The 12,366-nt window shown below is 65.2% G+C and carries 14 protein-coding genes and 1 tRNA gene; 9 read left to right on the top strand and 6 right to left on the bottom strand.

The window, feature by feature from the left end:
- From AB4Y84_RS03540 to AB4Y84_RS03500, 9 genes are all read left to right on the top strand, one after another.
- On the top strand, positions 1-1,653 hold a 1,653-nt coding region (locus tag AB4Y84_RS03540), incomplete at its 5' end, for a tail fiber domain-containing protein (RefSeq protein WP_442249776.1).
- 1 nt (position 1,654) lies between these two features.
- Entirely contained in the window at positions 1,655-2,314 is a 660-nt protein-coding gene (locus tag AB4Y84_RS03535; protein ID WP_442243911.1) for a hypothetical protein, read from the top strand.
- Between the two features lie 106 nt (positions 2,315-2,420).
- Positions 2,421-3,623 (top strand): phage tail sheath C-terminal domain-containing protein, encoded by a 1,203-nt coding sequence (locus AB4Y84_RS03530; protein ID WP_312107800.1) that lies wholly within the window; start codon positions 2,421-2,423, stop codon positions 3,621-3,623.
- Between the two features lie 2 nt (positions 3,624-3,625).
- The gene (locus tag AB4Y84_RS03525) at positions 3,626-4,129 is read left to right on the top strand and encodes a phage major tail tube protein (protein ID WP_093817501.1); all 504 of its coding nucleotides are present in this window, start codon (positions 3,626-3,628) and stop codon (positions 4,127-4,129) included.
- An 83-nt stretch (positions 4,130-4,212) separates the two neighbouring features.
- Positions 4,213-4,503 carry a phage tail assembly protein gene (locus tag AB4Y84_RS03520; RefSeq protein WP_312107798.1) on the top strand — a complete coding sequence of 97 codons (291 nt, stop codon included), beginning with the start codon at positions 4,213-4,215 and terminating at the stop codon, positions 4,501-4,503.
- Positions 4,504-4,623: 120 nt separating this feature from the next.
- Positions 4,624-7,095 (top strand): phage tail tape measure protein, encoded by a 2,472-nt coding sequence (locus AB4Y84_RS03515; RefSeq protein ID WP_442243913.1) that lies wholly within the window; start codon positions 4,624-4,626, stop codon positions 7,093-7,095.
- A gap of 2 nt (positions 7,096-7,097) precedes the next feature.
- The gene (locus tag AB4Y84_RS03510) at positions 7,098-7,565 is read left to right on the top strand and encodes a phage tail protein (protein ID WP_105163537.1); all 468 of its coding nucleotides are present in this window, start codon (positions 7,098-7,100) and stop codon (positions 7,563-7,565) included.
- Positions 7,549-7,764, top strand: a complete 216-nt coding sequence (locus tag AB4Y84_RS03505; RefSeq protein WP_099842002.1) for a tail protein X — start codon at positions 7,549-7,551, stop codon at positions 7,762-7,764. Before AB4Y84_RS03510 ends, AB4Y84_RS03505 begins: the two co-directional genes overlap by 17 nt.
- Positions 7,755-8,828: a phage late control D family protein gene (locus AB4Y84_RS03500; protein ID WP_312786209.1), complete on the top strand. Its 1,074-nt coding sequence runs from the start codon at positions 7,755-7,757 to the stop codon at positions 8,826-8,828. Before AB4Y84_RS03505 ends, AB4Y84_RS03500 begins: the two co-directional genes overlap by 10 nt.
- A gap of 31 nt (positions 8,829-8,859) precedes the next feature.
- Here the strand turns inward: AB4Y84_RS03500 and AB4Y84_RS03495 are convergent, their stop codons facing one another.
- The 6 genes from AB4Y84_RS03495 to mltG form a co-directional block, all read right to left on the bottom strand.
- Positions 8,860-9,240 carry a tautomerase family protein gene (locus AB4Y84_RS03495; protein WP_025874066.1) on the bottom strand — a complete coding sequence of 127 codons (381 nt, stop codon included), beginning with the start codon at positions 9,238-9,240 and terminating at the stop codon, positions 8,860-8,862.
- 424 nt (positions 9,241-9,664) lie between these two features.
- Positions 9,665-9,739 (bottom strand) — tRNA-Val (locus AB4Y84_RS03490).
- Positions 9,740-9,871: 132 nt separating this feature from the next.
- Positions 9,872-10,225: a PilZ domain-containing protein gene (locus tag AB4Y84_RS03485; protein WP_025874071.1), complete on the bottom strand. Its 354-nt coding sequence runs from the start codon at positions 10,223-10,225 to the stop codon at positions 9,872-9,874.
- A complete protein-coding gene (locus tag AB4Y84_RS03480; protein ID WP_442243915.1) occupies positions 10,222-11,178 on the bottom strand; it encodes a DNA polymerase III subunit delta' in 957 nt (318 codons plus the stop codon). The genes AB4Y84_RS03485 and AB4Y84_RS03480 overlap by 4 nt, the downstream gene beginning before the upstream one ends.
- A complete protein-coding gene (gene tmk / locus AB4Y84_RS03475; protein ID WP_049467276.1) occupies positions 11,175-11,840 on the bottom strand; it encodes a dTMP kinase in 666 nt (221 codons plus the stop codon). The genes AB4Y84_RS03480 and tmk overlap by 4 nt, the downstream gene beginning before the upstream one ends.
- Positions 11,837-12,366, bottom strand: a 530-nt coding sequence (gene mltG / locus AB4Y84_RS03470) for an endolytic transglycosylase MltG (protein ID WP_442249775.1), incomplete at its 5' end; no start/stop codon positions are given. The genes mltG and tmk, both read right to left, overlap by 4 nt.

The raw sequence follows: 12,366 nt of genomic DNA, 5'->3' as shown, positions 1-12,366 counted from the left end.
GCAGGGGCCAGGACCCTGCTGTCTGCCGCAACCACCGCCGCCGCACGCACCGCGTTGGAGCTGAAGGGTGCCGCACTGAAGGACACCGGCCATGGCAACGGCCTGGATGCCGATACCCTGGATGGCAAGCACGCATCCGCGTTCGCCCTGGCGGGTGACTTCGCTACTGTCGGCCACAAGCATGTCATCGCGGATGTGACCGGACTGCAGGGAGTGTTGGATGCCAAGGCGGTCAAGGGAACCAATAGTTTCACCGATCAGCAGTTTGTCGGCGGGACGTATCCGCTGGTGGGCTTTGGCGCCCAGGGTGCAGAGCAATCCTTCATCGGCGGCTGGGCCAACGCAGGCCTGTGGCGGGTATGGAGCAATGATCGCGCGACCAGTAGTGAAATCACCATCAAGCACGGCGACAGCCCGCGCTGGAACGGCTCTACGATGTGGCATGCCGGCAACTTTGTGCCGGACACCAAAATGGACAAGACCGGAGGCACGTTCACCGGCCACGTCGCGGTGAACGGAAATTCGCTGCGCTCATACGGCTGGAACGGCGTCGCCAACGATGGCGTGCTGGTCCTGGGCGATGCTAGCTCGTACCTGTTCAAGAACGGCCCGAACTTCACCTTCGCCAATTCCGCCGGTGGTTACACCACCACGTTGAGTGCTGGTGGCTCGATCTGGACGAGTGGAAACTTCGATCCGGCAGGCAAGGTAAACAAGTCTGGCGACACCATGACCGGCGAGCTGAAGAACCTCTCGCACATCACGGCTGGCCCGGCCAGCGGAAACAAGGTGCGCATCACCATTTCCGGGGACGGCTACCCGTGCATCATGGGCACGAACCCCGCTGTTGATGCCTACGTGCCAATGAACTACTACGGGACACGGCACACCTTCAATTCCGGCATCTTCGCCAACGGTCCTTCGCTGTTCAGGGCAGCTGGCGAATCCCAGCCAGGCATCAGGTTCCACTCGCAGACGCTGAACGGCTTCCCTCGCACAACCCTCGAATCGGTTACCGGAGACGGCAGCAGCTTCGCGGAAATGCACGCGATCAGCAACGGCTTTCACTTCTACAACCCGTCGATGCGACGTGGCATCCGCATGTCCAATTCCGGGCAGGTAACCACCTCGCCTGAATTCCCGAATCCCGGCACGGGCATTACCGGTTTCGGCTTCACCTCCGAAGGCTCCTTCGGCGGTGGCTTTGGGATGCTGGACAACTCGATACAGGGTGGCTGGTGGATGGCTGCCGGCACCATGCAGTGGGGTATCAGTACCTACCCGAGCAGCATGGGCGGCCTGATGACCTTGAACGGCAACGGAGCGCTCACCACTACCGGCGGCTTCGACATCGGTTCGTCGCGCAAGCTCAAAGACATCGGGGGATCGGTCGAATACGGCCTGGCTGTCGTCGAGCGCATGGAACTGGCTACCGGTCACTACAAGCCGGAATACAACAGCGACGGCCGCCGTCGTCTCTTCTTTGTCGCCGAACAGCTTGCCGAACTCGTACCCGAGGCCGTCAACCTGGAAGGTGTCGAGTTCAACGGCGAACGCGTCGCCACGGTCAAGCTCGACCAACTGCTGCCGGTCATGGCCAAGGCCATCCAGGAACTGGCCGCAGAAGTGCGCGCACTGAAGGCGGAGGGCTGACATGGCCAGCGGATATCGCTCGGCAGGCGTCGACTTCGACGATCTGTTCGATCCCTATGTGGAAGGCCCCGTTGCACAGGATTCCGGCCTGCGCATGGGCGGCACCGACCTCAGCCGTCGCTATGCCCACATCCAGTACGGCAGCAAACGCGGTGACGTTGGTTACCGCATCGGCGGCATGGATGTATCGAACCTGTGGGCTGCGCGCGGCAGCGCCAGTTATCGCCTGCCGTTCCATGGCCAGGGCTATTCGGCAAGCAACGGCGCCAAGACCAACTCGACCGGATCGGCATCGGCATCGATCTCGATCGACATGCTGTCCGATGGCAACTACAGCATCCGTCGAAGCGTCACCGGTGGCGGCAACAACAGCAACACCGTCGTTGCCTCCGGCCGCTGGCTTCCGGCCGGCGCCAGTGCGTCCGAGTACGACGTGCAGTTCAGCATAAGCAACCAGGGAGCGGCGTACTTCAGCAACAGCGCACCGTCGTTCGCCTCGCTGGCATCGACGCAATCGGCAGGCGTATCCATCAGCGTGCCCGCCAGGTCCACCAGCTTTGAAAGTGCCTCCACCAGCATCAACGTCCACCTGCGTCGTGCCGGTGGCAATGCCCAGGTCTCCAGCTTCAGCGCCAGCGTCAGCGCCTCCGGCTGGGTCTGATCGATCTCCGGGCCACCGCTGCAATTATCGCGGCGGCCGCATTTTCCGAACATATACCCGTCGCCTGCATCTGCAGGCACACCACCACACCGAGGAACCTCTCCGAATGACCGAATTTCTCCACGGCGTACAGGTCGTCAACATCGACACCGGTGCGCGCTCGATCGCTGTTGCATCCACCAGCGTCATCGGCATCGTCGGCACTGCGCCGCTGGCCGACGCCGACGCTTTCCCCATCAACACGCCTGTCCTGGTGACCTCGCCGTCGCAGGCCGCCAAACTGTCGGCCAAGACCGGCACCGAAGCCGGCACGCTGCCCGGCGCACTGGATGCGATCTTCGACCAGTCGTCGGCCGTCGTGGTCGTGATCCGCGTCGAGAACGGCGCCAATGAAAGCGCTACCCTGGCCAACGTGCTCGGCGGCGTGAACGCACAGACCGGCGCGTACTCCGGCGTGCATGCACTGCTGGCCGCCAAGTCCATCGTCGGCGTGAAGCCGCGCATCCTGGTCGCCCCGGGCTTCACCCACCTGCACCCGGCCGATCCGGCCAGTCCGGACACTGTCCTGGCCAACCCGGTCGTGGCCGAGCTGCTCGGCATCGCCGACAAGCTGCGCGCCATCATCATCAAGGATGGCCCGAACAGCAACGACGATGCGGCCAAGACCACCACCGCACTGACTGGTTCCAAGCGTGTCTACGTGGTCGATCCGGCCGTACTGGTGCAGCAGGGTGAAGCGATCGTCAGCCGTTACGCCTCCGGTGCCGTGGCCGGTGCCATCGCCCGCAGCGACAACGAGCGCGGCTGGTGGGCATCGCCATCCAACCAGGAGCTGTACGGCATCGTCGGCACCGCTCGTGCGATCGACTTCGGCCTGTCCGATGCGACCAGCCGCGCCAACCTGCTGAACCAGGCCAACGTGGCGACCATCATCCGCGAAGGTGGCTTCCGCCTGTGGGGCAACCGCACCGCCAGCATCGATCCGAAGTGGCAGTTCCTGTGCGTGGTGCGCACCGCCGACATCATCGCCGACAGCCTGGAGGCTGCCCATCTGTGGGCCGTCGACCGCGGCATCAGCAAGACCTACGTCGATGACGTGCGCGAGGGCGTCAATGCCTTCCTGCGTGGCCTGAAGACGCAGGGCGCGATCCTCGGTGGCAACTGCTGGATCGACCCCGAACTGAACGCAGCGGCCAGCGTGGCCGATGGCCGCTTCTACTGGGACTTCGACTTCACCCCGACCTACCCGGGTGAGCAGCTGACCTTCCGCATGCACATGAACAACAACTACGTCTCGGAGATCTTCTAAGCATGGCGCGCAAGATCCGCAAGAACTTCAACTTTTACGTCGACGGCAAGGGTTTTGCTGGCAGCGTAATGTCCTTCACCGCCCCCAAGCTGTCGCTGAAGACCGAGGACTTCCAGGCCGGCGGCATGCTCGCCCCGACGGAGATCGTGCTCGGCCACGACAAGCTGACCGCCGAGGTCACCTTCGCCTCCGATGACGCGGAGATCATGTCCAAGTTCCACGTCATCGAGAGCAAGGAGTATGGCTTCACCGCTCGCGAGGCGCTGGAAGCCGACGATGGCTCGGTCACTTCGGTCGTGCACAACATGCGCGGCAAGGTGAAGACCCTCGACCGCGGCGAAACCAAGGTCGGCGAAAAGGGCACGGTCAAGGTCTCCCTGGCGCTGAGCTACTACAAGCTGACCCATGGCGTGCAGGTCGTGCAGGAGATCGACGTGACCAACATGATCGCCCGCCAGGGCGGCGTGGACGCACTGGCCGGCATCCGCGGCGCACTGGGCATCTGATTCCCGGCACCACTTCGACGTACACGGGGGCGCACAGCGCCCCCGGATCCACCGCAACTCCATCGACATCCGGGAACACAGCCATGTCCAGCAAGACCAAGACCACCGCCGACACCGTCATCGAACGCGACGGCTATGCCGAAATCACCCTCTCCCGCCCGCGCCAGGTCAATGGCGTGGACACCGCCGTGCTGCGCATGCGCGAACCGACCGTGGAAGACATGGAGCGCTACCAGGACGACAAGGGCACCGACGCCCAGCGCGAGGTGCGCATGATCGCCAACCTGTGCGAGATCGCACCGGATGACGTGCGCAAGATGCCGCTGCGCGACTACGCCCGCCTGCAGGCTGGCGTCGCGCTTTTTACCACCTGACCCTGCCGCAGATCAGGCAGGGAGCGCTCGCCCTGGCCGGCCATACCGGCTGGGGCCTGCGCGAGATCATGACGCTGCGGGTGTCGAAATTCATCTGGTGGATACAGGGATTGCCGGTACATGGCGAGTAACGTTCAAACGACAACGATCACGATTGGCGGCTCGGTTTCCCGATCGTTGCAGGACGCACTGTCCTTCAGCAACGATGGCCTGAAGCGCCTCGGAGATGAAGCCGACAAGCTCGAGCGCAAGCTCAATGTCATGGGCAGGTCGAGCAACCAGTTCGCCCGCATGCGTGCCGAGGCCGATGCGTTGCGCGCTTCCCAGGAAGCGTTGCAGCGGATCGAAGACAAGCGCACGGCGAATCTTGAGAAGCGCGAAAAGCTGGGCGCGGCGTTTGGCGATGCGCGCGGCATGCTCGGCAGCGCCATCACCACGCTGGCCAAACCGGTGGAGAACGCCGCCGGCTTCGCGCGCGAGAACCAGGCCATCGGCAACGCCGCCAACCTGACCCGCGCCCAGGTCGCTGCGCTGGGCCAGACCATCCTGGCCGAATCCAGCCGTACCCACCAAGGCGCGGGCGAACTGCAGCGCGCGGTCAGCCAGCTGGTCGCCGCAGGCCTGGATGCGCAGACCGCGCAATCCAGCCTGGGCGCGATCGGCCGCACCACCACCGCTACCGGCGAGAGCATCGACGACGTCACGTTGGCGGCGTCGGGCCTGCAGCAGGCGCTGAAGATCAATCCGGCCGGCCTGCAATCGGCGCTTGATGTGCTGGTGGTGGCAGGCAAGAACGGTGGCCTGGGCCTGAAGGACATGGCCGGTGCACTGCCGGTGCTCGGCAACGCATTCCAGTCGCTGCAGATGCACGGCAACACCGCCGCCGCCACCATGGGCGCTGCGCTGGATGTCGCCCGGCAAGGCGCCGGTGGTGCCGACGAAGCGGCCGGCAACATGCAGCGCTTCATGGCCAGCATCCTCTCGCCCGACCTGCAGGCCCGCGCCAAGAAGGGCTTCAAACTGGATCTGCGCAAGATCATCAGCGAAGCACAGAGCAGCGGTGGCAATCCGTTCGACGCGGCGATGCAGGCAATCATCCAGGCCACCGCCGGCGACCAGACGAAGATCGGCAAACTGTTCGGCGATGCACAGGCGCAGAACTTCGTACGCCCGATGATCCAGAACTGGGATGAGTACATCCGCATCCGCGACAAAGCGCTCAACAGCTCGGCGGGCACCACCGACAGCGGCTTCGCGGCCAAGCTGCAGACCGACCCGGAAAGGATCGAAGGCGCCAGGATCGCCGTGGACAACCTGTCCAAGGCCTTCGGTGCCGCGCTGCTGCCGGCCGTGGGTGAGGCGGCGGTGAAGCTGACCGAACTGCTGAACGGCGTTGCGTCGTTCGTGCAGGAAAACCCGAAGCTGATCGCCAATACCACCCAGGTCGTAGTCGGCCTGATGGGCATGCGCACTGCGGTACTCGGCGTGCGCTATGCGTGGACGTTCCTGCAGGGCCCGATCCTGGCGGTGCAGAAGGCCTTCGAGCTGTTCCGCGGCGGCAGCCTGCTGGCGCAGATGGGGCAGTTCGGTCCGACGGCAATGCGCCTGGCATCCGGGTTCCGCGTGGTCGCGACCGCCGTCGGTGCCATCGGCGGTGGTCCGATCACAATCGCCATCGCCGCCATCACCGCCGGCGCACTGCTGGTGCGCAAGTACTGGGAGCCGATCAAGGCCTTCCTCGGTGGCGTCTGGGATGGCCTCAGCGGCGCAGGAACCGCCGCCATGGGCGAACTGATGCGCGCCGTCGAGCCGCTGCGCCCGGCATGGGAAGCGGTCGGCGGGCTGCTGGGCCAGGCATGGGACTGGCTCTCCAAAATGCTGGCTCCCGCGCAGTACACCGGCAACGAACTTTCGCGCGTAGCGGAGATCGGCAGCTTCGTCGGCACGGTGCTCATGGAAGGCCTGCGCATGAATATCCAGCTCATCGGCGGCCTGATCCAGTACGTCGTCTGGATGGGCAGCGTGTATACGACCGTGGCCAGCGCGATCGGAGACGGAATGAGCATGACATGGACGTTGATCAAGTCCGGCGCCGAATTCCTGTTCGACTGGCTTGCCGAAAAACTGGAGTTCCTCGCACCGTACATCGAGAAGCTGATGGGCTTCGTCGGCGGCGGGCTGGGCAAGGTCAGCGAACTCGTCGGCAAGGGCATGGACTTCGGGAAAGAGGTGCTTGCTGGCGGTGCTGATGCAGTCGGCAGTGGCATGGTGGCGTACACCAACATGCGCGCCAACGGCAGAGGGGGCTTGGATGACGCCGCGGGCTTGGCCAAGGACGTAGCCACCTTCGATGCGCCGGGCGCCGGCAAGCGATGGGCTGGTATCGGCGATGCTGCTAAAGGCCGCCCAGCCCCCCCGATGCCCTCTGCCACCGCACGCACCCCCACCACCGTGCAGCAGCAACAGACCAACAACATCACCATCCACCAGCAACCGGGTGAATCCAGCGAGGCGCTGGCACGGCGTACCGCCAACGCGCTGCAGCACCAGCAGGCCGTGCAGGCCCGCGCCACCCTGGGAGACAGGAACTAAGCATGAAGCGCGAGTTCGTAACCGGCGCAGTAGACAAGCTGCTGTCGCAATTCAAGGGCAATGATTCCGGCAACGCGCCGGTGCTGCTGATGCTGGGCGGCTTCAAGTTCAGCCTCAACACGGCCGTATTCCAGCAGATCCAGCAGTCCAACGATTTCCGCTGGCAGGCCCAGGATCGCGTCGGGCAGATGCCTGCACTGCAGTACACCGGCCCGGGCTCGGCCACCATGACACTGCCAGGCGTTGTCTACCCGCTGTTCCGTGGCGCTGGCAACGAGATGTCGCAACTGCGCAAGCTGGCCAGCCAGGGAAAACCGCAGCGTCTGCTGACCGGCAAGGGCGGCAATCTGGGTCTGTGGGTCATCGAGAAGATCGACGTCACCTCCAGCGAATTCACCGTCGACAGCCAGATCCAGAAGCAGGACTTCACACTCACTCTCCGGAAGCACAGCGATGGCACGAACGTATAACACCCGCGATGGCGATGTCGTCGACCGCGTTGCCTACGCGCACTATGGCGAGCAATCGCCGGCGATCCTGCGCGCGGTGTTCGATGCCAACCCCGGCCTGGCCGCGCGCGGCCCGGTGCTCACGGCTGGCGTGGCGATTGTCCTGCCGGACGTGCAGCGCCCAGCCAAGGAACGCAAGGGAGTATCGCTGTGGGATTGAACATCGCACCTGCGTTCCGCGTGGTGGCAAACAGCCAGGACATCACCGACAAGATCATGTCGCGCTTCAAGTCACTGCGCATCACCGACGAGACCGGCAACAGCTCGGACACGTTGGAACTGCAGTTGGCCGACCACGATCCGAACGATCCGATCCAGCTGCCGCCCGTGGGCGCGGAGCTGGAGGCCTTCATCGGCTACGACGGCGAGGTGCGGCGCATGGGCCTGTACGTCTGCGACGAGGTGGAGATTTCAGGCTATCCCGGCAGCATGACCCTGCGCGCACGCGCCGCACCGTTCGAAACCAGCAAAGGCGGAAAGAACGATCTGCAGACGCAGAAAACGCGCACGTGGAAAAAGGGCACGACGATCGGCGACATGGTCAAGCGGATGGCCGCCGAACACGGCCTGACCGCTGCGGTAAGTGCGTCGCTGGCATCCATCGTGCTGCCGCTGACGGTGCAATCGCAGGAGTCGGACATGAACCTGCTGCTGCGCTTGGCCAAACAGCACGACGCCATCGCCAAACCGGGCGGCGGCCGGCTGATGCTGGTCAAACGTGGCGAATCGACCACCGCCAGTGGCGAACGCATTCCGGAGGTGACCCTTACGCCGGCCGATGGCAGCAGCTACCGCGTCACCATCGCCGCCCGCGACGATGCCGGCACCACCATCGCCTACTACCGCGATGTGCGTGGCGCGCAGCGCCAGGAAGTGAAGGTGGGCAGCGGCGAACCGATCGTGCGCCTGCGCATGGCCTATGCCGACCGCGAAACCGCCGAAGCCGCAGCGCGCGCCAAGCACCGCGAGCAAGCGCGGCAGACGCGTACGCTGAGCTACAGCCTTCCAGGCCGCGAGACGCTGATGGCCGAGGCTACGGTGATCATGCAGGGCTTTCGCGATGGCGTGGATGGCGAGTGGCTGGTCAAGCGCGCCGAGCACAGCATCGGCAGCGACGGCTATCGCACCAGCATCGAGTGCGAGCAACCCAACAGCGCCGAAGCCGTGAAGGCGGCCAGCACCGCAGCGGTCAAGCAGGCCCCGCAGGTGGGCAGCGAAGTGTAGATCCACGCCATGCGTGGATGCTCTTCGCGCATCAGCTCACGTACTGCGCTTGGCCATTACCGAACGACCAGTTCTCCTTCTTCACTTCCACCAGATTGATGAACACATCCTCGCGGCGGATCCCCACCGCCGCGTGCAGGCCATCGGCAATACCGGCATACAGCGCCTTCTTCTGCTCCAGCGTGCGCCCTTCGTTCCAGGTGATCTGGATGCAGATGAAGTCATCGGTGCGGGCGATGCCCAGGTAGCCCGGGTCGTACACGAGCGTGCCGGCGTCGTGCTCCTGGAAGATCTGGAAGCGATCGTTTTCCGGCACGCCGACGGCACGCATGGCCTGGTAGATCGCTTCGCCGACACGCTGGCGATACTCGACGGATTTACCTTTGCGAAGATCGATACGGGCGAGCGGCATGGTGGCACTCCAGGGATGGGAGGGGGCGCGGCAATGGGCCGAGATTACGCCCGCCGAGGGCGGCGGGACAGCGCACGGATGGAACCCTCTGCTTCCATCCATGGCATGCGCCGCGCGGGGGCTGCACGGCGTTCGGGTGTCGCAACACACAGAACGGGGAACACTTGATGTGTCTGGGTATTGTTGCGAACGTTCCCTCGTCCTCGAGCTTCAGCACGCGGCACAGCATGTATGCGTTGACGGGTATACCGATCAGCAGATCGGCGACTTCCATCGAAACGCTCTGCTGCTGGCCGCACGCCAGATCGCGCACGCCGCGCATGCAGACCTCGGCGATGCGATCACCGCCGTGGCAAACAAGTCCGGGTAAATCGCAGGCAACAAAAAAGCCCCCATCGCTGGAGGCTTTTTTCGTTCTGCAACATGGTGGGCGGTACAGGGATCGAACCTGTGACCCTTGCCGTGTGAAGGCAATGCTCTACCGCTGAGCTAACCGCCCGGTGTGTTGCTGAGCCGCTCATTATAGGGCGGTTTTTCAGGGCGTCAACACCTTTTCACATCCTGTTTCCCGGCCCATTTCCCCGATCAGCCGGGCATCGCCCGGCCCCACCGGGCAGGCCAATCCGCAACCTCACATCGTATGCGTCGGCTTGTCCGAACCGGTCAGACCGGCCAGGATCGTTTCGATCTTGTGGCGCACCGTCTCGCCTTCCTGGCCATCGGCCAGCTGCACGCCGATGCCGGCGGTGCGGTTGCCCTGCGCACCGGCCGGAGTCACCCAGATCACCTTGCCGGCCACCGGCAGGCGCTCGCTGGAATCGGGCAGGGTCAGCAGCAGGAACACCTCATCGCCCAGGAAATAACGCTTGGGCGTGGGCACGAAGATGCCGCCATTCTTCACGAACGGCATGTACGCGCTGTACAGCGCGGCTTTGTCCTTCACTGCCAGGGACAGGATGCCCTGGCGGGCGTTGCTGGCACTCATCGATTTCCCCTCGCGGCAGGCCGCTCGTTCACCTTGTTCCAGGCCAGCAGCAACTCGACCACCGCAAGGTCTGCGCGCACGGTGGTGCGCAGCAGGTCGCGGGTGCGGTTGGCCGCATCGAACCAGGCTGCAAGCTTGTGCAATCGCTCCGGCGTGGTCAAGGCATCGGTGCTGGCCTGGGCCAGCGCCAGGTCGGCAGCGAAGCGCAGGCGCAGCGCCGCGTTGTCATCGGCGCACCACTTCTGCGCCAGCTCCACCGCGCCGGTCTTGCCGGCGGCCAGCTGTTCCAGCTCACGGCCGACCTCGCGACGCAGGCTCAGGCCATCTTCGCGCAGCCAGTTGTCGGCCTGCCCGGGATGGCCGCGTGCTGCATCCAGCGCCTCACGCGTGGCCGCTTCGCTGTGGCCCTGCTGCTGCAGCCAGGCCAGCGCTTCCTCGCGCGGCGGCAGCTTGAATTCCAGGCGCTGGCAGCGGCTGCGCACGGTCTGCGGCAGGCGCGCCGGGTCGCTGCTGATCAACCACAGGTAACGCCCGGGTTGCGGTTCTTCCAGGGTCTTCAGCAGCGCATTGGCGGCCGAACGGTTGATGGCATCGGCCGGGTCGACGATCACCACCTGCGCCACGCCGTACTGCGGGGTCAGCGCCAGCTTGTTGGTGATCTCGCGCACCTGCTCGATCACGATCTCGGTGCGCAGCTTGTCGCCGCTCTTGTTCGGAATGAAGCCGATCAGCTGCAGGTCGGGATGCGTGCCGGCGGCAATCAGCTGCCGGGTGCGGGTGGCATGCGCTGCATCCCCGCGTGCCAGCACGTGGTCGGCCAGGGCCAGGGCCACCTCCCGCTTGCCCAGCCCGGCCGGGCCACAGATCAGCAGGCCATGGCCCAGCCGATCTGCATCCAGTGCAGCCACGGTCTGGTCGAACGCGCGCTGCTGCCAGGGCGAGAACGTACTCATGCGCCCTCCCCTTGCTGCAGCCAGCGCTCGACACGCGCAACCACATCAGCAGCCACGCGCTCCTGCACCTGTCCTGCATCAACCAGCGCGAAACGCTGCGGGTCCTGCTGCGCACGGCTGCGGAACACTTCGCGCACGCGCTGGAAGAAATCGTCCTGTTCGCTTTCGATGCGGTCCGGCCACAGGTCGCGGCCGTTGGCACGCGCACGGCCGACGGCCACGTCCACATCCAACAACAGGGTCAAGCCGGGCAGCAGGCCCACGGCGCGGCGCTCCAGGTCGGCGATCCACTGCGGGTCCAGGCCGCGGCCACCGCCCTGGTAGGCGTAGCTGGAATCGGTGAAGCGATCGCTGAGCACGTAGGCGCCGCGCTGCAGCGCCGGCTGGATCACCTGGCGCACATGCTGCGCGCGTGCGGCGAACACCAGCAGCAGCTCAGCCTCGGCACTGAGCGGCTCGGCGGCGATCTCGGCATCGGGCTTCAGCACCAGGCCGCGGATGCGCTCGGCCAGCGGCGTGCCACCGGGCTCGCGGGTCAACACGACCTCATGGCCGTGGCGGCGCAGGCACTCGCGGATGGCGTTGATGGCGGTGGTCTTGCCCGCGCCCTCGCCGCCTTCCAGGCTGACGAAACGGGGATGGCGAAGCAGCGCGGAACTCATTGCGCCGGAGTCTCCTGGGTGCGTTGCTGGCGCAGCTGCTGCAGGTAGCGGGCTACGGCGGCGTTGTGTTTGTCCAGGCTGGGCGAGAACACGTGCGCGCCACTGCCATCGCCCACCGCGACGAAGTACAGCGCATCGCCCGGTGTCGGTTGTGCAGCGGCCATCAGCGCATCGCGGCTGGGCATGGCGATCGGGGTCGGGGTCAGGCCAGAGCGGGTGTAGGTGTTGTAGGGCGTATCGGTGGTCAGGTCGCGGCGGCGGATATTGCCGTCGTACGCCGCGCCGATGCCATAGATCACGGTCGGATCGGTCTGCAGGCGCATGCCGATCTTCAGGCGGCGCATGAACACGCCGGCAATCTGCGGTCGCTCGCTGGCCAGCGCGGTTTCCTTTTCGATGATCGACGCCAGCGTCAGCAGCTCGTAGGGCGTGTTGATCGGCAGATCCGGGGCGCGGCTTTCCCAGGCTTCGTCCAGCGCCTTCTCCATCGCGCCGTGGGCACGCTTGAGTATGTCCAGGTCACTGT

The organism is Stenotrophomonas sp. 2YAF22 (genome assembly GCF_052114665.1).
In the GTDB taxonomy this organism is placed as follows: Bacteria; Pseudomonadota; Gammaproteobacteria; order Xanthomonadales; family Xanthomonadaceae; genus Stenotrophomonas; species Stenotrophomonas indicatrix.
The sequence above is the reverse complement of the archived record's forward strand: the minus strand, read 5'-3'. Positions and strand labels throughout refer to the sequence as shown.